16 protein-coding genes and 3 pseudogenes are annotated in these 25,834 nt (G+C 40.5%); 7 read left to right on the plus strand and 12 right to left on the minus strand.

Annotated features, from left to right (window positions below):
• The first annotated feature begins 222 nt into the window (after positions 1–222).
• A complete protein-coding gene (locus tag AACU25_RS29495; protein WP_096581758.1) occupies positions 223–1,401 on the plus strand; it encodes a phosphoserine transaminase in 1,179 nt (392 codons plus the stop codon).
• 135 nt (positions 1,402–1,536) lie between these two features.
• Here AACU25_RS29495 and AACU25_RS29500 read toward each other — a convergent pair whose 3' ends face one another.
• The 4 genes and pseudogenes from AACU25_RS29500 to AACU25_RS29515 form a co-directional block, all read right to left on the minus strand.
• Positions 1,537–2,433, minus strand: a complete 897-nt coding sequence (locus AACU25_RS29500) for a tetratricopeptide repeat protein (RefSeq protein ID WP_096581760.1) — start codon at positions 2,431–2,433, stop codon at positions 1,537–1,539.
• 850 nt (positions 2,434–3,283) lie between these two features.
• Positions 3,284–3,625, minus strand: a complete 342-nt coding sequence (gene petJ / locus AACU25_RS29505) for a cytochrome c6 PetJ (protein ID WP_096581762.1) — start codon at positions 3,623–3,625, stop codon at positions 3,284–3,286.
• Positions 3,626–3,835: 210 nt separating this feature from the next.
• Positions 3,836–4,339, minus strand: a complete 504-nt coding sequence (locus tag AACU25_RS29510) for a GNAT family N-acetyltransferase (protein ID WP_190445865.1) — start codon at positions 4,337–4,339, stop codon at positions 3,836–3,838.
• A gap of 176 nt (positions 4,340–4,515) precedes the next feature.
• Positions 4,516–5,686: pseudogene (locus AACU25_RS29515) on the minus strand (RpoD/SigA family RNA polymerase sigma factor).
• Between the two features lie 844 nt (positions 5,687–6,530).
• On the opposite strand from AACU25_RS29515, the gene priA reads away from it, so the two are divergent.
• The 3 genes from priA (at position 6,531) to AACU25_RS29530 (ending at position 12,431) form a co-directional block, all read left to right on the plus strand.
• A complete protein-coding gene (gene priA / locus AACU25_RS29520) occupies positions 6,531–9,140 on the plus strand; it encodes a primosomal protein N' (RefSeq protein ID WP_096584249.1) in 2,610 nt (869 codons plus the stop codon).
• 395 nt (positions 9,141–9,535) lie between these two features.
• On the plus strand, positions 9,536–10,825 hold the full coding sequence (locus AACU25_RS29525) for an FAD-dependent oxidoreductase (protein ID WP_096581766.1): 1,290 nt from the start codon (positions 9,536–9,538) through the stop codon (positions 10,823–10,825).
• 739 nt (positions 10,826–11,564) lie between these two features.
• Positions 11,565–12,431, plus strand: coding sequence for a hypothetical protein (locus AACU25_RS29530; RefSeq protein WP_190445864.1), 867 nt, complete (start codon positions 11,565–11,567; stop codon positions 12,429–12,431).
• Positions 12,432–12,688: 257 nt separating this feature from the next.
• Here AACU25_RS29530 and AACU25_RS29535 read toward each other — a convergent pair whose 3' ends face one another.
• From AACU25_RS29535 to AACU25_RS29545, 3 genes are all read right to left on the minus strand, one after another.
• Positions 12,689–14,764: an FHA domain-containing protein gene (locus AACU25_RS29535; RefSeq protein ID WP_096581770.1), complete on the minus strand. Its 2,076-nt coding sequence runs from the start codon at positions 14,762–14,764 to the stop codon at positions 12,689–12,691.
• A 406-nt stretch (positions 14,765–15,170) separates the two neighbouring features.
• A complete protein-coding gene (locus AACU25_RS29540; protein WP_096581772.1) occupies positions 15,171–16,922 on the minus strand; it encodes an ATP-binding protein in 1,752 nt (583 codons plus the stop codon).
• 173 nt (positions 16,923–17,095) lie between these two features.
• On the minus strand, positions 17,096–17,332 hold the full coding sequence (locus AACU25_RS29545; RefSeq protein ID WP_045867879.1) for a hypothetical protein: 237 nt from the start codon (positions 17,330–17,332) through the stop codon (positions 17,096–17,098).
• A 571-nt stretch (positions 17,333–17,903) separates the two neighbouring features.
• Here AACU25_RS29545 and lepA point away from each other — a divergent pair.
• A complete protein-coding gene (gene lepA, locus AACU25_RS29550; protein ID WP_096581774.1) occupies positions 17,904–19,715 on the plus strand; it encodes a translation elongation factor 4 in 1,812 nt (603 codons plus the stop codon).
• A gap of 161 nt (positions 19,716–19,876) precedes the next feature.
• Here the strand turns inward: lepA and AACU25_RS29555 are convergent.
• The 3 genes and pseudogenes from AACU25_RS29555 to AACU25_RS29565 all read right to left on the minus strand — a co-directional run.
• Positions 19,877–20,065, minus strand: a pseudogene (locus AACU25_RS29555) (transposase); the annotation flags it as partial.
• Between the two features lie 124 nt (positions 20,066–20,189).
• Positions 20,190–20,459: pseudogene (locus tag AACU25_RS29560) on the minus strand (transposase); the annotation flags it as partial.
• 519 nt (positions 20,460–20,978) lie between these two features.
• Positions 20,979–21,176 carry a DUF2811 domain-containing protein gene (locus AACU25_RS29565; protein WP_045867580.1) on the minus strand — a complete coding sequence of 66 codons (198 nt, stop codon included), beginning with the start codon at positions 21,174–21,176 and terminating at the stop codon, positions 20,979–20,981.
• Between the two features lie 257 nt (positions 21,177–21,433).
• Between AACU25_RS29565 and AACU25_RS29570 the strand changes: the two genes are divergently transcribed.
• A complete protein-coding gene (locus AACU25_RS29570) occupies positions 21,434–21,595 on the plus strand; it encodes a hypothetical protein (protein WP_190445863.1) in 162 nt (53 codons plus the stop codon).
• 46 nt (positions 21,596–21,641) lie between these two features.
• Positions 21,642–22,919, plus strand: a complete 1,278-nt coding sequence (locus AACU25_RS29575) for an MFS transporter (protein ID WP_096581776.1) — start codon at positions 21,642–21,644, stop codon at positions 22,917–22,919.
• Between the two features lie 118 nt (positions 22,920–23,037).
• Here AACU25_RS29575 and AACU25_RS29580 read toward each other — a convergent pair whose 3' ends face one another.
• Together AACU25_RS29580 and AACU25_RS29585 are read right to left on the minus strand one after the other, a co-directional pair.
• The gene (locus tag AACU25_RS29580) at positions 23,038–23,484 is read right to left on the minus strand and encodes a hypothetical protein (RefSeq protein ID WP_045867578.1); all 447 of its coding nucleotides are present in this window, start codon (positions 23,482–23,484) and stop codon (positions 23,038–23,040) included.
• A gap of 228 nt (positions 23,485–23,712) precedes the next feature.
• Positions 23,713–24,999, minus strand: a complete 1,287-nt coding sequence (locus AACU25_RS29585; RefSeq protein WP_096581778.1) for an anhydro-N-acetylmuramic acid kinase — start codon at positions 24,997–24,999, stop codon at positions 23,713–23,715.
• Positions 25,000–25,834 lie beyond the last annotated feature (835 nt).

Here is a 25,834-nt window from a genome sequence, read left to right on the forward strand (position 1 = left end):
TTGGGAAAAGGGGAATGGGGAATGGGGATTGGGGAATGGGGAATGGGGATTGGGGATTGGGGATTGGGAAAGAAAAACCTTTAACCCTTAACCTTTAACCTTTTCCCCTTAACTGTGGGGAATGGGAAAGAAAAAACCTTTAACCCTTAACCTTTAACCTTTTCCCCTTAACCGTGTAGTATTGCGATGTCCCTCAATAAGTAATTGTCTTTGAGTGCACTTATGTCCCAAGCTGTTTCTCCTCCTACAACCAAGCCTAGCAATCCTTTCTTCTCCTCTGGCCCCTGTTCTAAGCGTCCCGGTTGGTCTGTTTCGCAACTAGAAAACGCCTGTGTTGGTCGTTCTCACCGTTCTAAAGATGGTAAAGCGAAATTAGCCGCAGTCATTGAACGTTCTAAGCAAATCCTCGGTGTTCCGGCTGATTACCGCTTGGGTATTGTTCCCGCTTCTGATACGGGTGCAGTGGAGATGGCTTTGTGGTCACTTTTAGGACACAAACCCCTAGATATCCTGGCTTGGGAAAGCTTTGGTCAGGAATGGGTAAAAGATGTTACCGATGAATTAAAGTTAGCTGATACTCGCCTGATTAAAGCACCTTATGGTAGTTTGCCAGATTTAAGCTCTGTTGATTTTAGCCATGATGTCGTGTTTTTGTGGAATGGCACAACCTCTGGTGTGAGAGTGCCAAATGGTGATTGGATTCCAGATAATCGCGAAGGTTTGACTATTTGCGATGCAACATCCGCAGTATTTGCAATGGATATACCCTGGAATAAATTGGATGTTGTGACTTATTCCTGGCAAAAAGTCTTAGGTGGCGAAGCACAGCATGGTGTGATTGTACTTTCACCCCGCGCTGTAGAACGCCTGGAAACTTATAAACCAGCTTGGCCTTTACCTAAACTCTTCCGGATGTCCCAAAAAGGCAAGCTAATTGAAGGTATTTTCCAAGGTGATACCATCAACACCCCATCAATGTTGTGTGTAGAAGATGCTCTAGATGGTTTAATTTGGGCAGAAAGCATTGGCGGACTACCTGGTTTAATTAAGCGTAGTCAAGCTAACTTAAACGCGATCGCAAAATGGGTAGAGAAAAGCGATTGGGCTGGCTTTTTGGCAGAGAACTCAGAAATTCGCTCTTGTACTTCCATTTGTTTGAAAATAACTGATTCTTGGTTTACTAGCCAAACTCCAGAAGCACAAGCAAAATGTGCTACTCAATTAGCCAAACTCCTAGAAAAGGAGAAAGTAGCGTATGATATCGGCGCTTACCGTGCAGCACCCCCAGGATTACGAATTTGGGGAGGCGCAACAGTAGAAACCGCAGATATTGAAGCACTGCTTCCTTGGTTAGATTGGGCTTACAGTACAGTTAAAGCTGAGTTGGCGGCTGTGGTTTAGAGAATTGGGCATGGGGCATTGGGCATTGGGCATTGGGCATTGGGCATTGGGCATTGGGAGTTTGTCATTAATTATTTCTCCCCCTGCTCCCTGCTCCCTGCCCCCTTGCTTTTTCCAGCCCCCCTCATCTCCTTTTTAAACAAATTCCGAGGCGGCGGGTATTTGCTTTTGCATTGTCTGGAGTATTTTTACAGCCTTTTCATAGGCTAGCTGTTCGCCTGTGTAACCAAAAAACTCTGATGCTTTTTGTAAATCAGCGATCGCTCCTTGATAATATCCCAGTTGATAGCGGGCTACTCCACGGTTAACATAAGCCATACCATTACTAGGATTAAGGCGGATAACTTTGGAGAAATCACGCAATGCGCCAAAGTTATCTCCTTTTTTACCGCAAGCACAACCTCGGTTAAAGTAGGCTCTGTAATCGTTACCATCAAGTTGAATTGCTTTACTAAAATCGGTCATAGCGCCTTCATAATCAAGCAACTGTAACCGTGCTAAACCTCTGTCATTGTATATATCTGCAAGCAGTAAATTTGCAGAGGGGGGAATTTGGCTGAGGGCTAAATTATAATCAACTATCGCCTCTAAATTATGGTCTGTGGCTGCATAGGCGAGAGCAATATTATAGTAAGCTCGAAAATCAGCAGGTTTAAGTGCGATCGCTCGTTGATAATCGGCAATAGCGGAGAGATAATCTTGTTGTCTGTAGTTTGCCAACCCGCGATTAATATAAGCCTCAGCGTTGTCTGGTGAAAGATTTATTGCTTGCGTACAATCTACAAGACAGCGATCGCTATAAGCTTCCCCCAAATCTTTTTGCCCTAAATTATTTTGCAGTTGAATTGCTTGATTGAAATCCGCGATCGCTTCTTCGTAATGACTATGGCTAATTTGATCTACACCCTGCTGCAAAAATTCCCGCGCAGTAGTTGGAGTGTGATTTAAAACTGAAGCGTTAGCCGTATGAGTCGAAAAAGTAAAAGCAAAAACTGCGATCGTACTGAAAAGTAATCGCCAAAAATAAATCATAAGCAATACATTTGAGTAAATAATTACTAATTCGTAATTCGTAATTCGTAATTAATCTATTGATCGCGTCTCCACAACCCCAAATTCATGACGAAAAATTCTTAACCAAACCCCAATACTTGTCGGTTAAGGGGGAAAGGGGAAGGGGAAAAGGGGCAAGAAAAAACCTTTAACCCTTACCCTTTCACCTTTTCCCCAAACCAAATTCCGAGTTGAAAATCCTTAACCGAGCAGTATTGAACCAAACCCTATTACCAGTGTTGTAGTAGCGTGTCTAGACTAAAATAGTGCATTATTCAAACTCTTGTGGGATGGGCATCTTGCCCGTACTGGGCGGACAAGATGTCCACCCCACAAGAAAATTATATTGCCACATTTGAGCCTTGCCACGCCAGTAGAGTGTATTAGGCGTAAGCCGTAACGCACCACAAACTCTAGGAAAGCTGCGTCATGCTTATTTCAACAATCAAATATGAGTCCCTATATTAATTACGAATTACAGCATTTTCCAGGTCAATGAAGTACAAGGGTCTTGCAGATTCTTTTTGCCCTCCTAAAATAATCTGTACCTCAATCTTTTGTTCTCTGCTGTATAAATTACTAATTATTTGAATAATTTTAGTATTGCTACAATTAAGCGGGACAAAAAGCCCCGCTAATGAACGAATTTAGTCAACTAAAAGATGCAAGATGAAGTGAAAATTATTACAAGCTGAATAGAATATTAGGTGAAAAAATCAGGTTTTTTCGTGATGATGATCCTATTCCCTCATAAATGGAGTAATTTCATACGTCAGACTTCATACTTTCAACTTTAGCTGTCAGTCTACCTCTAGAGTTGAGTTAATACTTAACTTTTTTTCCAGCCTTTATCTGCACTTTCAAGTACGTAAGCAGCTACGTCTTCAATTTGGTTAGCCTTTAAACGTCCTTTGAAAGCAGGCATAGCATTTTTACCATTTGTCACTTGCGCGATGATGGCATCGGCGGAGTACATACCGTATTTTTCTAAAGCATCTTTCTGCAAGTTTTTATTGGCTTGAACCAAATTTTTTCCACCTGCATGACAAGAAGCACAATTAGCACTAAATACCTTGGCTCCACTAGCACTATCTGCTGCTAAAGCTGGTTTACTGAAGGCAAAAGTGAAGATTGCTATGCCTAACAGTACTATTGAAAAAAACTTCTTCATTTCGTGTTTCCTCTACAACCAAAGCGTATTCGGCGCTATTTCCTTCATATTTTCAGATGAGCAAAGATCCTACGTCAATAGACAGGCTGTCATACTTCGCTGTAATCCTTTACCAGCTTAGGTTTCCAGTTTTTTTTGTTAATTAACTGCTGATACAAATTATTGTCAAAATAGTGAAGAATTGTTAATTTTTTCTCCATTATTTTACCTTTATGAGATATTGTATCTTGCCGCTAACTGTGCCATTGATTTTTCAGTAACGCGACAAATTCGCCAATCTTCTAAAATATCAGCCCCCATACTGCGATAAAATTTTTGTGCAGGTTCATTCCAATCCAAAACGCTCCATTCTAACCTGCCAAAATTTTGTTCAACAGCTATTTGGGCTAATTTAGATAACAGAGCTTTACCTATTCCTTGACGGCGATATTCAGGGACAACAAACAAGTCTTCTAAATAGATACCTGGCTTAGTCAAGAATGTTGAATAATTGTAAAAAAATAGGGCAAAACCTACAGCTTGCCCTGCATATTCTGCTAAAATTGCCTGCACAAATTTGGGAGAGCCAAATAAATGCTCTTGCAATGCGATCGCACTACCAGTCACAGCATGAGAAAGTTTCTCATACTCAGCCAGCTGCTGAATTAAGCCAAACAAAGTATCGCAGTCAGCAGGTTCGGCAAAACGCAAAGTTAAATTGTTACCCAAGGTCATTAGTCCATAGTCTATAGAGATAGTCCATAGTCTATAGCTAATGGGGTAATGGGTAATGGGGAATGGGTAATGGGTAATGGGGAATGGGTAATGGTACAAATGACCCTTGACCCTTGACCTTTGACCCTTGACCTTTGACCCTTGACCTTTGACCCTTGACCCTTGACCTTTGACCCTTAAATCAACCAGCCTTTCAACCGCTTGGCTATATGTGGACGGCGTAATTTTCGCATGGCTTTACTTTGAATTTGGCGCACTCGTTCGCGGGAGAGGTTGAACATATTGCCAACTTCTTCTAAAGTGCAGGGTTCGCTGGTGGTTAAGCCGTAACGCAGAGAAATTACGTCCTTTTCTCTGGGGGTTAAAACATCACCCAAAACTTCCCAAATCTCCTGACGCATCATGTTTTCATTCATTTTTGCTTCGGGAGATTGGTTATCTTCATCTTCTAGCAAATCCATCAATTCCGTGTCTTCTTCTTTACCTACACGGTGGTTGAGGGAAAGTGCTTGTCGCCGCAGTTGTTGTAATTGGCGTAGTTGCTGCACATTCATTTCCAAAGCTTCTGCCATTTCTGCTTCGGAAGGATTGCGCGATAATTTTTGTTTGAGTTCGCGTTGTGCTTTTTTGAGTTTATTAAGTTTTTCAACTATATGGATTGGTAAGCGGATTGTGCGTGCATCATTAGCGATCGCTCTAGTAATCGCTTGTCTAATCCACCAGTAGGCGTATGTGGAAAATTTATATCCTTTATCTGGATCAAATTTTTCTGTAGCGCGGTTTAAACCCATTGCGCCTTCTTGGATTAAATCTAGAAAAGGCACTCCGCGATTAAGATATCTTTTAGCAATGGAGACGACTAACCGCAGGTTTGAGCGAATCATTTTACGTTTCGCTACTCTACCTTGATATAAGCGACTTTCTAGCTGCTTTTCTGTCATATCGAACTCGGCAGCTATTTGTGCTTTGGTCGGTTGTTGTCCTAAGCTGGAGTATAATTCCTCTTGCTTTTCGCGAAATTCTTCTAAAAATCTGACCCTATTTGCTAATTCCACTTCTTCTTCGGCTTTTAGCAAGGGATAGCGCGCCATTTCCTTAAAAAATGCGCCCACAGCATCATCATGCTCGGTTTTATTGTATCCCGAAGGGCGGGCTGCCGCCATCTCATCGCCATCGCGTTCCTCAGATTCCAGTGGTTCTGGAATTGGGGAATCTTCTTCTGCCACTGCTTCTAAAATTTCAAATGATTGTTCTTCATTTTCAGCAGCATTCTCCAGTAGTTCCATTGTTCCCAATTGAGCAATATTCATAACTTTCCTTTAGGGATTGTTGCTTTGTTTGGTACATATTTCAGTGACAGCTGCTTGCTTGAGGCTTGGTAGTTTCCCTAAGGGACAAATGCACACGTCCGGTAGCAAAACGCAAGTTTATGCTAATTTCTCATTAGAAGTTAGAATCATTGTCTAGCTGTCATTCTTAAGTTCCTGCTAGATAGATATCATCACAAATACTGGCCTATGCACCCACCAACTTTCTCCTCAGCTCCCCCAACCATATATTCCTCATTCTTTTCTCGATCACCAAATATGTCAAATGCCCTCAAACTTTCTCAACCTGAACTCATATAAATTTTGCAGCTTGGCATTCCCAAATCTTAAATTTTTATGTAATTTTACAGTTATTTTTATAAGGTTGGGAGTCATTGCCAAAATGTAAATTTTACGGCTGAGTTTTAACTTGTTGACAAATTTTGTGGGCGATACAAAATTAGCAATTTAAAATGCGGAAATTTTGTGTTTGATTTGTATAAAAGCATCTCATATATATAAACGAGCTAATATCTATCAATAGGGTGAAAATTCGATACCCTCTTTAGTAGATATAACTACTGTTTAGAAAATTGCAGATGAAACGCTTCTTTTAGGTGTGGGGAGTAGCGAATATTTATGGCATCTATAGTTGAGGTGAAATAGGCAAGTGAATTACATAAGAGGAAACTTACCAAGTCTTCTGCGGGATAAAAGTATTGCGATTTACAGTTTATGCCTACAAAATCAAAAAGTTAAATTCTTTGGTAGAAGTTAACTTTTGTCAAACTAGATTAAAGGCATAGAAAAATCTATCTATTAACACACAACATATGTATATTGATGGCGTAAATTTATCCCATTTGGTAGTTAATGAACCTGGGATGTCATATCAATCACATACAGATATTAATCCGTGCATTGAAGTCCTGGCAGACTATCCCATTAACCTAACAGAAGGTGAAGGTGGAGAAAAACTGAGTGTATATCGAATACCTACAGGGTTAGAAGTACAACCTGGGGATATTGTATGTGTGCCCTTTATGTCACAAAAACTCAGCGGAGTAGCCATTCGTAGACTGGCAAAACCTCCTGATGATTTACCTCTAGAAAAAATTAGGTATGTGGAAGATGTTATTCAGAAAAAATTATTCCGTGATACTTACTGGAATTTAATGGAAAGAGTATCACAATATTATTACGCACCACTAATACAAGTTATTCGTACTGCCTTACCACCAGGATTATTAGGAAAATCACAGCGTCGTATTCGCTTGACAGTAAAAGGTGCCGCAGTTTCTACTACGGTTAACAATAATGTATGGCTAGATTCGCCTTTAATGCGTACTGTTTATCACCCTTACTATCATTTAGTGAAGTTATATTTACTCAATGAAATTGACAAAAATAATTTAATTAAAATCCTTGCACTCTTAAGTTTTAAATCTTCAGTAATAAAAGTTACAAATAAAGATGCTAATAAAATTTTGTATATTCTGCAACAACAAGCTGAAGGAGATTATAGTTTTCGATACTTACAAAATCAAGTTCAAAAAGCATACCCAGCATTGCGTGAACTAATGCGGAGAGGGCTAATAGAAAGCTATTTAGAAACTCCCCGACAGATTCAACCTAAACTAGAAAAAGTTGTAACACTAGTGGGTAGTACGTTTGATACTAATTTAACAAATCGCCAACGAGAAGTCCTAGAAATATTGCGAAGACGTGGTGGTGAATTATTACACAGTGAATTATTACAAAGTAGTAATACTAGCTCCTCTGTCTTAAAGGCGTTGGCAAACAAAGACTACATTATTATTGAAGAACGGGAAGTTTTACGCGCAGAAACAGGCCCAGAAATTAGAGGCGATCGCGCTAAATCTTTAACAGCAGATCAATCTCATGCTTTAGCTAGAATTCAAGCAATCGATGGATATGCTCAAGTGTTGTTGCATGGGGTCACAGGTTCTGGTAAAACCGAAGTTTACCTGCAAGCGATCGCACCTTTATTACAAAAAGGTAAATCAGCCTTAGTTTTAGTCCCGGAAATTGGACTGACACCCCAGCTAACGGATCGCTTCCGTGCCCGCTTTGGTAACAAAGTTAGCGTCTATCACAGCGCCCTCTCGGATGGAGAACGCTACGATACATGGCGGCAAATGCTCACAGGCGAACCGCAAGTAGTAATTGGTACACGCAGCGCCATTTTTGCGCCCTTACCCAATTTAGGTTTAATCATCTTAGATGAAGAACACGACAGCAGCTTTAAACAAGATACCCCCATCCCCACCTACCATGCGCGCACCGTTGCTCAATGGCGCGCCGAAATCGAAAATTGTCCCTTAGTCTTAGGTTCTGCAACACCTTCCTTAGAAAGCTGGGTAAATTTCACCAAGGATGAAATCAGCACTCACTACTTAAGCCTCCCGGAACGCATCAACTCTCGCCCCTTACCGCCCATAGAAATAGTAGATATGCGGCAAGAATTACAGGCGGGAAATCGTTCTATATTTAGTAGATCCCTACAAGCAGCTTTAAACGAACTGCAAGAAAAACAACAACAGGGAATATTATTTATCCATCGCCGGGGACACAGTACCTTTGTCTCTTGTCGCAGTTGTGGCTATGTGTTGGAATGTCCCCACTGTGATGTATCCCTAGCCTATCACCACACCGAAGACGGAGCGCCGCAACTTTTACGCTGTCATTATTGCAATTATGCGCGATCGCATCCGCAATTATGCCCCGATTGCGCTTCCCCTTACCTGAAATTTTTTGGTAGCGGTACTCAGCGTGTGGCGCAAGAATTATCACGCCAATTTCCGCAACTGAAATATATTCGCTTTGATAGCGACACCACCCGCAACAAAGGCGCACATCGTACCCTCCTCACTCAGTTTGCGAATGGTGAAGCACATCTATTAGTTGGGACACAAATGCTGACTAAAGGTTTGGATTTACCACAGGTGACATTGGTGGGTGTTGTCGCGGCTGATGGATTGTTACATCTCTCAGATTATCGCGCCAGCGAACGAGCATTTCAAACCTTAACCCAAGTCGCCGGACGTGCGGGGAGAGGTGACGATCCTGGTAGAGTAATTATCCAAACTTACAACACAGAACATGAAGTAATTGAGTCAGTCAAGCATCACGATTATCACACTTTTTCTGCTGCCGAACTGGAACAAAGACAAGCACTGAATTACCCTCCCTACGGCAGGTTAATTTTATTGCGTTTAAGCAGTTTAGATCCAATTCAAGTACAAAATACTGCTCAGATCATCGCCACAGCATTAGGAACAGAAGACGGATTTGAAATTTTAGGGCCAGCACCAGCCAGCATTTTAAGAGTAGCTAATCGTTATCGCTGGCAAATCCTGATTAAATTTGCGCCAGATGATTTACCAAATTTACCAGATTGGGAACAAGTGCGATCGCTTTGCCCGGCTGCTGTAAGTTTGACTATAGATGTTGACCCGCTAAATATTATGTGATGCTGGGAAAATAAGTCCTATAAACCAATACAGTTCAGTTAAGAAAATTAATTGATCACAAAACTAAAAACCTAGTACCGCAAGGCGTAAATAAATAGACCATACCCTACGGGAAGCCGCTTTGCGTCTACAAAATCAACCAACCGCTTACTCTGTCTTAATTTTGAATTTTGAATTTTGAATTTTGAATTCCGCCTTGCGTTACTAGTTACTCAACAAACAACCGAACAATCATTTTGGAGGGGGTTTGGGGGACGCAACCGTCACCCAATCGGGGGTTTGGGGGAGAATCCCCCAATTGAGCTAGCTGTTTCCACAACTGACAAATCAATCACTAATGATCTTATTTGACCTATATTGTCCTATAAACTTTTGAGAGTTTCTTGATTTAATCTATGGTTAATAAATTAGCGATTGTGGGTGCTGGCCCTTGTGGACTTCTCCTAGCACATTATTTACTGCGTCGTGGCGAACAATACCAAATCGATATTTACGAACGCCGCAACGATCCGCGAACTGTGCCATTTTCCAAATCCCGAACTTTTCCCATCGCCTTAGGAAATCGGGGAATAGCTGCTTTGCAGAAAATCCCTGGACTCATGGAAGCAGTCAAAGCCATGAGTTTAGCAACTACGGGGTCTATGATACATCAACCCAATGGCAAGACGCGAACAATTACCAGAAAGGAACCTCTGTTTACTCTTGATCGCACAAATTTAGCGATCGCGCTATTAAATCAATTAGTAGAGAAATATGACAATAGCCGATTAAATATTCATTTCAACAGCCAATGTACCCAGGTAGATTTTGTTGCAAAACAAGTCACCTTGCAAAGAGATTCCGCCGAAAAATTTACTGCTGATTATGACTTATTAGTCGGTACTGATGGGGCAAATTCTGCAGTTAGAGATCATCTTTGTACAACAGAATTGTTTGAATGCCAAAAACAATACTACCGCAACGAGTACAAATCCATCTATATCCCCAATCCCACAATTAACCTGCAACCCGGTAAAATTCACACATGGAGAATTGATGATGGCACCAACATCATACTACTCAATCAACCTGACGGCAGCATTAGCGGTGTTATCTATTTTCCCCAACATAAAAATCAAATAACAAGTCTGACTACCACAGAAGAAGTACAGCAATTCTTTCACCAGAACTTTCCCGAGGTGGCTCAGTTGATGCCACAATCAGAAGCCGAAGCTTTACTCAAGCGGCCCATTTCCCAAGTAATTACAATTCGCTGTAACCGTTATCACTATGATGACAGTGTGGTATTAATGGGAGACGCAGCTCATGCTGTTAGCCCCTCTCTAGGTCAAGGTTGTAATTCTGCGCTAGAAGATGTGGTTGTATTCGACAATCTTTTAGACGAGTATGTTGATGATTTAGCAGCCGCCATCGAAAATTTCAGTATTCGCCGCCAACCAGATGGTGATGCATTAGCAGAACTAAGCGAAAATGCCTTCCCTGCTACTAAGGGACTATTTTTGGAATTTATACTCAGACAACGTCTGTCACAAATTCTGCATCAACTATTTCCTCAACGCTTCTTACCATCCTTATTTGAGGTATTATCTGACACCACAGTTCCCTACAGAAAAATTTTGCAGTCTTACGAAGGTTGGGTATCAAAAGTCAAAAATGCTAACAACCAGTTTTACAGCAACCTGTAGCAATTAATTAGGGAACCCAAAATTGGTTTTGGGGAAAAGGTTAAGGGTTTTGTCTTTCCCTTTCCCCCTTCCCCATACGTGTCAACTTAAGCTAAAAGCTATATACGGCGCTTGTTGTACAAATACCTCTCGCCCTCATCCCCTAACCCCTTCTCCCGCAGGAGAAGGGGAACTAAATCTCTTGCTCCCCTCTCCTGCTGGGAGAGGGGCTGGGGGTGAGGGCGAAACCTTGCACAAGAGCGGGTTTCACGTTAAGTTGACACCAATGCCCATTCCCCTCACCTTAACCGACAAGTATTGAAACTCAGAGAGAAAAAAATCACAGTTTCTAATTTTTTTCATTAAAGATCTAAAAAAATTAAATCTTAACTTTTCTTAACACAATTAATACTAGTATACAACGTATCTTATTCACACATTTTGCATATACGTATACTACGTATATTCTATTAGTTAAATTTGTGAATTGTGAATTTGAGATAAGCAAATCCGATTCAGATAAAAACTTTTGATTTCAATATCAAAACTTTAATAAGTTTATGCGTGTAATTACTGTATAACTTGTTTGTTTTGTTCCAATTTTCGTATCCGGATTTATAACTTGGCTATTGAAGATGTATTTAGGAACACTGGAAGACATCCTGCAAAATACCGAGTCTAATAATTTGGATTTTTGCATAACCCAGCACCTAAACAAAACTTCTATCAAACACTAATGATCACCAAGGGTGTAAAGACAATGAAAACCATGACCTTAATGAATGACCAAATTTTAATCGAGCAATATATCCAAGGTAAAATTAAACTGGGATTTAGCCAAAACTTCCGCATCGAATCTATAGGAGAAACCATCCAATTATTAACTAAAAATGGCTTCTTTATTGCTACTACAAACTTAGCAGATGAAACTAGAGTTTTTCAGGTGCGGCAAGAATCCCATCATTGGGAATTTCTCAACCAAATATTGCTTAACAATAGATTTATGCCAACTATTAAAAGTGGTAGTGGGTTATTACAATATGAATATTATCCCCTACCCAAATGCTATAAAATGCATTATACAGAAGCTTTAGATTTATGGAAGTTGTGGCGTTCTCAGTGTAATTTAAAAGTGAACAATTGCGAGCAATTAAACTTATTAGTATTGAATAATAATAATTGGCAGAAAATTGTAGACTTAGCATTTAGTAGAGAAAGCGTATTTATCAAAACTGCTGCTGATGAGATTGTAGTTGATAACTGCGATCGCGTTCTCTGGCTCCTGTATGTCCAAGAAGAACCAGAACTTGCTACTGTAATTCAAACAAGTAAAGTAGTCAAAGAAAATAACTCTCCACAAATTGCCAAAGTCACTGACAATCAATCAATGTGTGTGGTGCAAGATAAACAGCAAAATGATTATGTAGCTTGCGAGAGCAATCCATTTATTGCATCCCTAGTATCATCACCCACTGTCACAACTAATAATATTGTCAAACTGCATCAAGGTAAACTTTATATCCAAACACCAGAAGGTGAAGTGGTAGTTGAAGGTTCTAACCTAAAATTCTGGTTTACTCAACCTGGAACTCAAAATCTTGTTCCTCAATCTGTGGTAATAAAGTAAATAATTAATCGACTTTAGTGCAGCACAGCGTAAATAAACCAACCATTTAAAATCAACACATTTGTAGACGCGTAGCGTCTTTCCGCAGGGTATTTCAAATTCCGCGCCGCAGTTTAGCCATCAGAGTTTCATTGTTGATTTTGCCAAAAATTGAGGCATAAAAACATACAAATATGCCATAGCGTAAATCCAGCAGCAATTCTCAATCAATGAGTACTTACGCTATAATCACTGGGAATTTTGCACATTACACATTACTATTGCTTTAGGCTTTTCAGATAATAAACCAGCGCCTCTGCTGTTGGTACATTAGTTGCTAGTAAAACTTTGTTAATATTGCAGCTCCTCAATAGTGCTTCTTCATTTGCTTGACTAGTCTGCGGTATGAGGAAATCTCTCAAGAAAATAACTGCTGAGATATCACCAGAGTTAACTAATGTATTAATTGCTTGATATCCATGAGAAGTGGCTGCTGGAATTTGATGACTAATAGTGACACCTGCTTGTTCATGCAAGACTTCGCTAATCGATTGCCAAGCAATAATATGATGATGTGAGAAAAATTCTTGATGCTGATGTACAAATTCAGCTAATTCAGCTTTTTTGTTTTCATGAGCTAAAAGTACTATATTTTTATGAGTAATTTCTGGCTGAGTTTGAATGACAGTTACTTCCTCATAAATTTCACTAGATTCTGCTTCCGATGAGTCATAAATTTCAGCAAAAAGTTGATTAATTGACTCAGATGTTAACAGCGTTAATTCTGGGCTAAAATCATCTTCAAGTTCTTCATTTAATAGAGCAGATAGAGCATCTGATTCGCTCAATTCGCTAGTTGCTTCCGGTACTTCTGTCAGAAAAGCCTCTTCATTAACTACTACTGCATCATCAGTCTTGATATCCTCAGCTTGATTGTTAATAGGTTCCGGTACTTGGCAAAATAAAGCTCCGGACTCAATCAGCATCTCGTCTGAGAATATAGCTTCTTCATGGCTAAACTCTGGGGTAAAGCCATCCACAAATTTTGGCGCTGCTACACCATCAATCTTGACTTTAAAATCCTCCTCAATCACTTCATCACTGATATGGGGTGGAACTTCAATTACTATGTTTTGTGGTTGATTGGATAGATGACGCGGTTGTACAATTGTTAACTCTCGCGGAATTTCTGCATCCCAATCTATATCTAAATCTGCAATTTCTGTAGGAAGTTCACTCACCATTTCTGCTGGTTGTCGGAATTTATCGCGCGGTTGTACATCGGTAAAGTCTTGCAGAATTGGCATTTCCAAATCGAAAAAGTCGTCATCAATATCTGAGACAACTTCATTCAAGGTTGCTGCTGGTGGCTCAACTTGAGCGCGCGGTTGTACATCGGTAAAGTCTTGCAGAATTGGCATTTCTAAATCGAAAAAGTCGTCATCAATATCTGAGACAACTTCATTCAAGGTTTCTGCTAGTGGCTCGACTTGAGCGCGTGGTTGTACAATTGTCAATTCTCGCGGAGTCTCTGCATCTCCATTTATCTCTGCAGGAATTTCGCTTGCTGTCTCTGGAATTGAGTCATTTAAATCTTGTGGCTGAACAAAGGTAATTTCTTCGAGAAATGGTGCAGCCACATCAACATCATTCACCTCTGCGGAAATTTCATTTCCTATCTCCGGTAATGGAGACATTAAACCTTGTAGTTGCACAAAGGTGATTTCTTCGCTCACAGATTGAGCAACATCAGCATTTACATCGCTAACAGACGCAGAAAATTCATTTGCTGCTAGCGAATTTTCAATGATGTTTTCTAGTGCCTTGATTTCAGATTCTAGTTCTGAAGTTTCTAATTCGCTTTTATCGTTACTAAATTCTGCAGCCGATTCCGAACTTAAGTTATGTGCAACTTTGCTATTTACTTTTGCTGGATTAGCAATATTAATATTGCCAATATTGTCATTGACTCGCCAACCAGCCAACAGTGATGGATCGATAGTTTTAAATACAGTTGCTGGCAATTGTTGAGGCGTAGGAATAATATCTTCCACCGTCATCACGTAATCACCAATGCGGATAATATCTTTATCCTTTAACTGTACTGGCACATTTTTTTGAGCCAGTTTGCCATTAATAACTGAGCCGTTTCTACTTCCCAGATCACAGAAATAGTAATTACCATTATGAGCAAAAAACTTACCATGTACCCTACTCACATCAGGGCTATTTAAGACCAAATAAGAATCAGGAGAACGACCAATCATGCATTCTCCTGTTGCTGCAGTTGCTAATGCTAGATCAAGTTCGTTAACTTCATCTGCTGTTGGTGAATAGTTAACTTTTATTTTCATATTAATTTTTTGTTATTTTTATTAATTTCTACTACCCAACGCTGACTAGTTGAATCTTCTAAATTTAAAATAGCATCTGTGTGAGCGATGAACATGGTAACAACAAAGTCTACCTGCTCATGAGAATTATTGCTGACGAGTGATGGAATATAGGGTATTGATGATTAGTTGCGCTACTTAGTTCCCTTTATTTCCCTTGTTTCTCATTCCATTATTACGTAAACGCAAAATTGCGATCGCACCCAAACAGTGCTGAGTGCTGAGTCAAAAGACAGAAAATTTCGCCATACTACTAACCCTGGTAAATAATTGAGCAATATTTTTATAATCCAAAAATACTTCCCAAGCTGAAGAGATTTGCTCAGGTCGCTCCTTTCACCCTTCCCCTTTTCCCTTTCCCCAATCCCTATTTCCCCAGACAATCATCACCACAGGAAACGATTACTGGTTGTTGATACAAAGGCACAGTGAATGTCACTGTCGAACCTAAGCCTTCACCTAAGCTGTAAAAATTCACTTCTCCACCCATTGCTTCTACCAGCTTTTGGGATATAGCTAGTCCTAAACCAGTTCCCCCATACTGACGAGTACGGGAACCATCAACTTGAGAAAATAATTGAAATAGTTTATCTTGCTTGTCTAAAGAAACACCAATACCTGTATCTGCTACGCGCACTTTCACCATGCCAGGATATTGCTGTTCTTGGAATTTAGCCTTTTTGATTACAATATCAGCACTGATAGTAATACCACCTTCTTGAGTAAATTTAATGGCATTACCTACCAAATTTAGCATTACTTGTAACAGTCGTTGGTAGTTACCTTGCACAATTATTTCATCAGAAGTATTAGGCAATTGCATCTGAAAGCTGAGATTTCTCATCTCGGCTTGGGGACGCATGAAATTTTCTACATCACTAAATAACTCAGCTAATTGTACAGGAGCACAATCAAGCTCCATTTTGCCTGCTTCAATTTTGGCAATATCTAAAATATCATTGATGATATTAAGCAAGTGGATGGATAATTGATGCGCTTCTAGCAAAAACTGATTTTGTTCTTCTGGATCATCTGCCATCCCTTCCAAAATCAGTTTTAAAAATCCAATCATCCCATTCAGGGGAGTACGGATTTCGTGGGAGACGTTAGCCAGAAACTCACTCTTGAGGCGGGAAGCATCTTCGGCTTTTTGACGCGCCACTTCCAATTCTTTGTACAAAGTAGCATGAGCGATCGCAGTCCCTAACTGATCCGCTACCTCTTTGGCTAGCTCAATTTCTGCATCTGTTAGCGGGTAGCATTCATCTCGTAAATTCAACGCTACCAAGCTATTTGCTTGGTCTTGATAAGATGTCGCTACCACTAAAATTTTTTGGTTAGGACATAGACTAGACCCTGGTGCTTGCACTACTACGGGTTCTAAGGTAGCCAAAGCCTGAGCGAAAGCAGGTTCATCGGCTAAATTTATATCTGAACCCAACAGAGATTTGCACTGGGGCTGATGATACTCTGCTATTACCCGTACTTTTTGGCTAGAAGGCTGGTAAGGGCAAATAATACAACGCTCTAGCCGCAGTACTTTTCCTAAACTATCAACTGTTTGTTGCCAAATAATGTCTATATCTAGGTTGCGGCGAATATTTTTAGTAATTCGGTTTACCAGTTTTTGATGCTGCTGTGAGCGAACAGCCAACTCTATTTGTGTAGGTTTTTTGGCAATTACATCTACTTTCTTGAGATTGACTTTCGCTTGCAGTAAGCGTCCCATCACCAAAACTGTGGTAGCCGCTTTACCCAATTGCGGCATAATCGGAGAGATTACCAACTCCAACTCAAATAATTCTTGCCCGTAACTAAACCAGCATTGCAATCTTTCGGGCACCAAATTTGTCAAAATTCGGTGTAACCGTTCCAAATAAGCCACATTATCCACTGGGACAAAGTTGGCTTCCTCATTAAACTCATCAACTATTTGCTCAGGATTTAACCCAAGAATTTCACTATGCTGCCAATAAAAAGTCAGGTAACGTCCTGACCCATCTTGTGTAAATACCAACTCGGCTCCTAGAGTTGGTAGCATATAGTCGGTCTGATGATTAATAGAGTTTCGATTCTGGGAGAATAAGTGTGGCAATTGCGAATGGGCAGTAATAGTCATTATCGAGTTGGATATACGATTAGCAGCCGACAACATTATTACTAAAGCTGCTTAAAGTTTGGCATAAATTATTACAGCTTTTGAGCCTTTGGTTGAGTGTTTTGGATATTTTGTCACCCAAAGTGGCAAACTTTACATTCTTTTGATTTTTTATTTACAGTTTATTTATGAATTTAGTCGTTCCATTCGCCTCGTGGTGGAATAGGAGCGCGGAGTGGAGTACGTGTTAATTCATCATCTCTAGGAATGTCACCTCGTAACCATTGCCGAATTGCAACTTCAATTACTTTGCTAGGGTCATTAGTTAAATGCTGAATTTGCTCTACTAACTCGGAGTCTAGGCGGACAGCTATTTCTACCTTATCGGCTTGTCTGTTGTCCGCATCCGTAGCTTTTTCTTTCATATTCATAGGTTTATATACTCGGAAATTGTGGTTTCAAAAGCTTTTTAAAGCAGTACTCTTATAAATTTCGGCTCAGTTTACTGACAAATGAAAAAAAATTATAGTTACATAGTTCCCCGAAATTGTACCAAAGTAACAGCTTCTCCTCGCAAGTGGCAATTTTCATAGAAGATACCAAACAATAGCTCTATGGCATTTGTGTCAGTAAATCAATAATTTACGGGCAATTACGCCTGGAATTACCACGCTCTTCACACTATGTACTTATACATCTTTATTGTACGCTTCTGGTTGATCAATACTATCGGCCGAAGGGAAAATGGGATTGGGGCATGGGGCATTGGGCATTGGGGATGGGTAATGGGCAGAATTTATCTTGACTGTTGTACAGACGCGATTAATCGCGTCTCTCTTGACAAATGACCAATGACCAATGACAAATAACAATAAACAAATATTTCTCTGGCTAATGATGGTTGTCTCGCCCGATATGCAGCGTCGTTGCCTAAGAAAGCATTAAAATACATTAAGTAATTTGCTCTCTCTACCTTGGTTGCTTTTTCAGCAAAAATAGTATATGACTGACGTTCCCGCAGTTCGCATTCGCAATTTTTGTATTATTGCTCACATCGACCACGGGAAATCCACCCTTGCCGATCGCTTACTCCAAGCCACTGGTACTGTTGAAGATCGGCAGATGAAGGAGCAGTTTCTCGACAATATGGATTTGGAACGGGAGCGCGGCATTACCATTAAGCTGCAAGCTGCCCGGATGAATTACACTGCTAAAGATGGTCAGCAGTATGTGCTGAATTTGATTGATACGCCAGGACACGTGGATTTTTCCTATGAGGTGTCACGCTCGCTTGCTGCTTGTGAAGGGGCGTTGTTAGTGGTTGACGCTTCCCAAGGCGTAGAAGCTCAAACTTTGGCGAATGTGTATTTGGCTCTGGAACATAACCTGGAAATTATTCCGGTGTTGAATAAAATTGACTTACCAGGTGCAGAACCAGATCGAGTCATCAGCGAAATTGAAGAAATTATCGGTTTAGATTGCAGCGGTGCGATTTTAGCCTCAGCTAAAGAAGGTATTGGCATTAATGAGATTTTAGAAACAATTGTTGAGCGCATACCGCCAGCCCCCAATACTGTAGATCAGCGTTTGCGGGCGTTAATTTTTGATAGTTACTACGACAGCTACCGGGGCGTAATTGTTTACTTCCGAGTGATGGATGGTAGCCTCAAAAAAGGCGATCGCATTTATTTGATGGCTTCTGAGAAAGAATATGAAATCGATGAATTAGGGGTGCTTTCTCCCACTCAAAAGCAAGTTAATGAACTGCACGCCGGGGAAGTAGGTTATTTAGCCGCCGCCATTAAAGCTGTAGCTGATGCGCGGGTGGGTGATACCATTACTTTGTCTAACGCTAAAGCTGCAGAACCTTTACCAGGTTACACAGAAGCCAATCCAATGGTCTTTTGTGGGATGTTCCCCATTGATGCTGACCAATTTGAAGACTTGCGGGAAGCCCTAGAAAAGCTCAGGCTTAATGATGCAGCGCTACATTATGAACCGGAAACTTCCAGCGCTATGGGCTTTGGTTTCCGTTGTGGGTTCTTAGGTTTGCTGCACATGGAAATTGTGCAAGAACGCTTGGAACGGGAATACAACTTAGATTTAATTATTACAGCGCCTTCAGTAGTTTATAAAGTGACTACTTTGAAGGGCGAGGAACTGTATATAGATAATCCTAGCCATTTACCCTCTCCCAACGAGCGCGAAAAAATTGAGGAGCCTTACGTTAAGGTAGAAATGATTACTCCTGAGACCTACGTGGGTACTTTGATGGAGTTATCGCAAAACCGCCGGGGTATTTTCAAGGATATGAAATATCTTACCCAAGGGCGCACAACCTTAACTTATGAGTTGCCTTTGGCGGAAGTCGTCACTGACTTTTTTGATCAGATGAAATCGCGATCGCGTGGTTATGCCAGCATGGAATATCACCTGATTGGTTATCGCGAAAATCCTTTGGTGAAACTGGATATTATGATTAATGGCGATCCGGTGGATTCTTTAGCCATGATTGTCCATCGCGATAAAGCTTACAATGTCGGTCGCTCAATGGCCGAGAAGCTCAAAGAACTGATTCCCCGCCATCAATTTAAAGTACCGATTCAAGCAAGTATTGGTAGTAAAGTCATCGCCAGTGAACATATCCCCGCTCTGCGGAAAGACGTACTAGCCAAGTGCTACGGTGGTGACATCAGCCGGAAGAAAAAACTTTTGCAAAAGCAAGCAAAAGGTAAAAAGCGGATGAAATCTGTAGGTACGGTTGATGTTCCTCAAGAAGCATTTATGGCAGTATTGCGTTTAGATCAAAGTTAATTAATTGGGTATTGGGCATTGGGTATGGAAGCAGTCCCAAATCCCCCCTTATCTCTAACTAAATAAAAATTATTAACGGAAACACAGCTTTGATGCAGTATTTCCGTTATTTTTTGGGCTTTTTATGCAAAATTTGTCTAAATAACGTGAGTTCGACGGAGCTAAAAAACGGCAGGAGGTAGTGCAGACAAATCTTTTGGGTAAATATCAATCGACGGTTTTTTGGGAAAATAGGTGTAAGCAGTTAGTCCAGCCATCAAATTGACCAAAAAGTTAAAGACACTACGATGTCGAGAGTGTTCTATTTGACACATATTTTTGAGATGGTCATTGACAGACTCAATTAGGGACTTCCAACTAAAAAAATATCCCGTCGCTGAGTAGGCAGGGGGGCAGGGAGCAGGGAGCAGGGGGAGAAAGAAAAATATTATCTAAGTAAATTGGATAATTTATTTTCTGGAAGTCCCTTACCGCCCGTTTGCGTAAAAGAATTTTATCAATCAGTTTGACCAAACGGTTTTTCATTTTCTTTTGAGATTTGGTAACTAACTCTAAACCTCGCTGATATAACTCCTCAAATAATTTTTGACCAGATTATCCTCGGTCTCCAAACAGTTTACCAATAAAGTCTTTTGTCATATCAGGTACTGGCTTACGGTCATCTACATTAGCTGGAGTTAGCTTGAATGCCAGTAATTCTCCACAATCGTTAATAATCAAATGAAGTTTAAATCCAAAATGCCAGTTTTTTTATACCTTTTTTACTTATTCTCAATCAATCTTCGCGATCGCCTCCGACGGGCGCTTCTCGCCATTACAACACCTCCCCAGTTTCTCATGTTTCATATCTCGCAAGCTTTTTAGCGTCTTTTATCCGTCGAACTCACGTTAATTTATTTGGGAATCGTTAAATAACTCAGATAAAAATGCTGGTTATGTAAGAGGGTACATATTAGTTATAAATTATTGACCTTTCAAAATAAATTTTTAATATTATTGTGAGAAATTAAATCAAATAAAAAATTATAGAGGATGGATGTTCTATGTTGTGACATCCATCCTCAAATTTTGCGATCGCACCTGATAAGTTTCAAAATTAGTGCTAAATCTTAAATGCTGTGCAGCCCAAGAGCGCACTTATTTCTCTAGGATAAATTACTTAAGTTTGCCTACAGTTGAATATGAACCAGAATAGCACCGTGATGACAACCACAACGGAGTATGCTTGCTAGCATAGAGCGTTGTGGCTATATATTTTTATAGTTAGCTGTGATGAAACAAGGTTTCTAGATAAACACGAGCAGCACGGCGATCGCTATCTCCATTTTGCAGTAAAAACAGTGACAAAGCCGCCGTTAATACTCGGTTTTGATCCCAATCAGGATGTGTTTCTAAGTAAGTTTTTAGGGATTCATGAAGTGCTTCTGGGATTTCTGTAAAAATGTTAACTGTTGCGTTCATGAGATTTCCTCCTCTGAGGTCAATCAAGAGGGACTAGTTGCTTGCAGTGACTAGCTGAGGGTGAAATACACAACCCTTCGCTTACCCGACAATCTACGTCAACACCTGAGGTAATTTTACCCATATTGATGTTAACGGTTGAACGAACTACAACAGCAAGCCGAATCATTGTGCGCTAAGAGGGGGTAGGTTTGTCAATGCTGCGAAATGTTAAAAACGGTGGTATAAAAAGTAAATTACGACGATAAAATCAGGGTTTGAACCTATTTTTTGTTACATTTTTTCATAAAAACTCAGTCACTGAGACTACCGAAACCACAAAGCAAACAATCCCCAATAAGATGGCAACAGCCGATGAACTCGTGGAGCATCTGTGGAAAACAGGTAAAATGCCTGTGGAAATCCTGTGGAATCTGTGAGGAAAATCCCTGCTAATAATAAGAATTACAAAAACATAATTTTTCAATGAAATTCCCATCCAGACAACTAGCGCTTGCATCGGAGTCATTCTCGTGGTTACCCCAAATTAATTCCCAAGTCGGGATTTTTGCGATCGCTAGGTTCCTATCGGAAGTAGGGACTGGCTTTACCATGTTTTACGCCCCCATATTTTTCGTCAATCAAGTTGGCTTATCTGCAACCTCTGTTGGTCTTGCTTTAGCTAGCGCTTCAGTTTTGGGTATTGTGGGAAAAATTGTTGGTGGTTCTCTAGCTGATTCTCCGAAATGGGGCCGTCGTCGCACCTTGTTGCTAGCAGCAGCAATTTCGGTAATTGGTTCTCTGGTGTTAGCTGCAACCAACAACTTTGCCACCTTGGTGATTGGGCGACTGATTTGTGGTTTAGGGATGGGTTTCTATTGGCCTGCAAGTGAAGCGATTGTAGCTGATGCCAGTGAAGCTGGGAATCGCCGCGAAACTTTTGCCCTCACCAAAGTAGCAGATCATCTGGGATTAGCGATTGGTAGTGCCCTAGCAGGATTGTGGGTGGCGACGACTGGCTTTTATCGGGGGCTATTTATCATTGATGCTATTTCGTTCATGGTGTTTTTGATAATTGTCTATGGGGCAATCACTGAAACTTATCAACCCCAGCTGGATGAGTATCCCAAGCAGCAACATTTCACCTCTTGGATGACAGCATTACGCGATCACCGTCTCCTGATCTACGTGGCTGTTAACATTATTTTCACTACCTACCTGTCTCAGATAAATAGCACCCTGCCGATTTACTTTAAAAACTTTGTCAACGTCGGTGGTGATACTCCAGGATTTGCCGCAACCACCATCAGCACACTATTTTCTGGGTATTTAGCCTTGGCTATTATCTGCCAATTTCCTATTGCAGCTGCCTTAAAGAACTACTCTCATACCCTGGCGCTGACAATTTCAGCTATTCTCTGGGCGATAGGCTTCAGCCTCATTTGGGTAACTACTATCACCCCATCTCATCATCTGCTTTGGGTAACTTTAGCCCTAGCAGTATTTGCCCTAGCGATGACTTCTTATACCCCTTTTGCTGCCTCTCTCGTGACAGATTTAGCCCCTGAATCGCAACGAGGGGTGTATTTCTCAATCAACTCCCTTTGCTGGGCTCTGGGCAATTTTATGGGTTCTCTGCTAGGTGGGTGGGCACTCGATCAATCAATAATGATCGTCAATAATTACTGGCTCTGTTTTGCTTTGAGCCTCTTCATTACGGTAGGAATTTTGCAGTATCTCAATCGGATTTTGGTTAGGGGGTAGGGATTGGGGACTGGGGATTGGAGACTGGGGACTGGGGACAAGGGAAAAGGTGAAAGGGGAAAGGTGAAAGGATAATAGCAAGCAACCAACACCAAATACCAAATACCAAACACCAGAATTATTTTGATTGACGTTCAAGATTGGCTTCTATAGTGCTATTTAAAAAATGTCCAGTTAAAACAGCGCTACTTAAGTAGTAGTTATCTTCTGATAACTGATGTAAAGTTTCAAAACCACTGCGACGTTGGCGATCGTTTAATGCCCAGTAACGCTGCACAATTGTTGATACACCAATCAAACCCTCACCTTCAACCTGTCCTAAAAGATTATGTTGGAGCAAAAAAGTATATTGGCGTTCTCCATCATCTAACCGTCCTTTGTATTGCAACGCAATTTCTGTGCGATCGCTACCTGGAAATATTAGCTTTGTCGCCATAGTAAACCAATTATCCCGATTCCAAGCCACTAAGATCATACCCTTGACATTAATGGGCATACTATTACGTTCTAGCCAACTACCTTGTAATGTCCAGCGCCCGGGTTGCATTAAAAAAGTATGAGCCACTTTGGATGTTCCTTGTTTTGCTCGAATACCACTGAGACTTAAAGATATATTTGAAACGCCAAAATGTCAGGTGGTAGATCAGTTAAAGTATAGCTTTGGAAATTTGGGTAATGGGTAATGGGTAATGGGGAATGGGGAATGGGGAAAAGGTTTTTTTGTTTTCCTTTCTCCTTTTAACCTTTTCCCTTTAACCTATATGTTATTTAATTCCCAGCTTGGTTAAATTTACTAACTTGAAACTGAAACATTATAAGCAGGGGAAATTTCGCCTAGAAGGACTTCGTGAGGTGCACCTGTAGCGCTAGGTAAGTTACCAGGAATACCCAACTGTCGCCAATAGGCTAAAACTGCAAAGGCGATCGCTTCTTTAAAATCTGCATTTAAGCCAACTTCATCGGTAGTCATGACTGGTACAGATGGCAATAATGATTGTAAACGCTGTTTTAAATAAAGATTGCGACTACCGCCACCACATAATAGGATGCGATCAGGTAATTGCGGTAAAAAATTCCGGTAACTTTCTGCGATAGTTGCAGCTGTCAATTCTGTGAGGGTAGCCAGTAAATCTGCTGCGCTGAGTTGGTATGCTTCAGCATCTCGTAAACACTGTTGCAAATAAGCTACACCAAATAATTCTCTACCCGTAGATTTTGGGGGTGGGAGATGAAAGTAATCTTGAGTCAACCATTCTTCTACTAAGGGATGACAAGGATTACCGCTTGCTGCCCATTGTCCGTTTTTGTCGTATGTTTTAGCACTATTTGTCAGATGTTGCACAGCCAAATCTAACAGGCTATTTCCCGGGCCAGTATCCCACCCGCGAATTTTTTCTAGCCAATCATCACGGCGAGGGGGTAGATAAGCAACATTGCCAATACCACCGATATTTTGAACACAACGCGCTTCTTGGGGATGGCTGAGTAAATAAGCGTCAACTCTAGGAACCAGGGGCGCACCATGTCCCCCAATCGCAATATCCGCAACACGGAAGTTACTCACAGTGGTAATTCCCGTAAGATGAGCAATTAAAGCACCACGACCAATTTGCAAGGTATAACCTAGAGGTTTGGGTTGGGTAATTGGTAATGGGTAATTGGTAATGGGTAATTGGTAATTTGTTCTTTCTCCCTCGTCTCCTTGTCCCCTTGTCCCCCCAGTCTCCAGTCCGCCATTCACGGGCGGCCGATGGTAAACTGTTTGACCATGAGAGCCGATTAAAGTTGCGCTTTGATGACCAATTTGAATATTTTGGGCAGCTTGAGCAAAAGCAAAGGCGATCGCATCATCTATTTCTGCCAATTCTGCCATTGAGATGGCTTCCCCAGCGCAAACTGCTAAAATTTTGTCTCTGAGATTTGGGGGGTAAGGATATGTTTCTCCGGCTAATAACTCTACTTTGAGATCTAAATCCTTACCAGTAATTTCTACCAAGGCAGCGTCTATACCATCTACAGACGTGCCACTGATTAGACCAATAACGCGAGTAGGTACAGCAGTTTGTTCAGTGGAATGCATTGGCAGGAATTCTGTTTTGATTTGCAAGGGGTAGTTTAATGGATGCTACTGCCTATGTCAAAATAGCCACGTCCCTATATCCTCTGCCATTAGTTATTCTTTCTGCTCTGATTTGATTGAGAGAAATTATTTACATGGTGCGTTTCGCGCAGCGCCAGTGCCATAGGAAGGTAAGTTTTAACAGGTAAGAGGGAACAGACTACCTCCGCAAAAATAAAATGTGATTCCTATCTGTGAACAGCGAATTAATTAGCAAATTTTTCATGTCAATGCCGAGCAATAACAGCAATAATTAATAATCTGTGAATCACAAGATACCCGAAATTTTCAAGAATTAAAGTATCTAAGCATCTCTATTTTCGCAAATCATATATAGCTGCTATAACTATATAGTTTTGAAAGAGATAACAATAGTTATTGATTAATAACTACAGTTTTTATATAAAATCCTTCAAATATATTTCAAAATACAAGTTTTGTCTATATTAAGCAGCAAAAATTCTCAGAAAAATGTTAATTGATTTGCATAAAAATCTATATTTTTGGGATAAGAGATAAAGAAAATTAAATTTAAAAATCAGTATAACCACTGATAAAAATATAAGGTAAGGATCGCAAGAAATTGATAAAATAATCGGCATCTACGAAAAATTAATGAGCCGATTAGAGAATATCTTGGAGAACGCTTATGCAATAAAGAGATAGTAACGGCTTGCGAATGCAAGCAAGCTGGCGCAAAATGCGATCATCAATACCCAGGTAATTCAAAGAAAAGATTGATAGTTTTTCTTAAGCATACTGAGGTTAATAAAATCTTGTTTCACAAAGTTACTAG

The organism is Tolypothrix tenuis PCC 7101 (assembly GCF_963874875.1).
Classification (GTDB): domain Bacteria; phylum Cyanobacteriota; class Cyanobacteriia; order Cyanobacteriales; family Nostocaceae; genus Aulosira; species Aulosira tenue.

Excerpts from the sequence above, each read along its gene's own strand:
- priA (WP_096584249.1), top strand. The coding sequence starts at position 6,531 with ATGTCATATCAATCACATACAGATATTAATCCGTGCATTGAAGTCCTG.
- petJ (WP_096581762.1), bottom strand. The coding sequence starts at position 3,625 with ATGAAGAAGTTTTTTTCAATAGTACTGTTAGGCATAGCAATCTTCACT.
- AACU25_RS29585 (WP_096581778.1), bottom strand. The coding sequence starts at position 24,999 with ATGCATTCCACTGAACAAACTGCTGTACCTACTCGCGTTATTGGTCTA.
- AACU25_RS29510 (WP_190445865.1), bottom strand. The coding sequence starts at position 4,339 with ATGACCTTGGGTAACAATTTAACTTTGCGTTTTGCCGAACCTGCTGAC.
- AACU25_RS29530 (WP_190445864.1), top strand. The coding sequence starts at position 11,565 with ATGAAAACCATGACCTTAATGAATGACCAAATTTTAATCGAGCAATAT.
- lepA (WP_096581774.1), top strand. The coding sequence starts at position 17,904 with ATGACTGACGTTCCCGCAGTTCGCATTCGCAATTTTTGTATTATTGCT.
- AACU25_RS29525 (WP_096581766.1), top strand. The coding sequence starts at position 9,536 with ATGGTTAATAAATTAGCGATTGTGGGTGCTGGCCCTTGTGGACTTCTC.
- AACU25_RS29565 (WP_045867580.1), bottom strand. The coding sequence starts at position 21,176 with ATGAACGCAACAGTTAACATTTTTACAGAAATCCCAGAAGCACTTCAT.
- AACU25_RS29535 (WP_096581770.1), bottom strand. The coding sequence starts at position 14,764 with ATGAAAATAAAAGTTAACTATTCACCAACAGCAGATGAAGTTAACGAA.
- AACU25_RS29500 (WP_096581760.1), bottom strand. The coding sequence starts at position 2,433 with ATGATTTATTTTTGGCGATTACTTTTCAGTACGATCGCAGTTTTTGCT.
- AACU25_RS29540 (WP_096581772.1), bottom strand. The coding sequence starts at position 16,922 with ATGACTATTACTGCCCATTCGCAATTGCCACACTTATTCTCCCAGAAT.
- AACU25_RS29575 (WP_096581776.1), top strand. The coding sequence starts at position 21,642 with ATGAAATTCCCATCCAGACAACTAGCGCTTGCATCGGAGTCATTCTCG.
- AACU25_RS29495 (WP_096581758.1), top strand. The coding sequence starts at position 223 with ATGTCCCAAGCTGTTTCTCCTCCTACAACCAAGCCTAGCAATCCTTTC.
- AACU25_RS29545 (WP_045867879.1), bottom strand. The coding sequence starts at position 17,332 with ATGAATATGAAAGAAAAAGCTACGGATGCGGACAACAGACAAGCCGAT.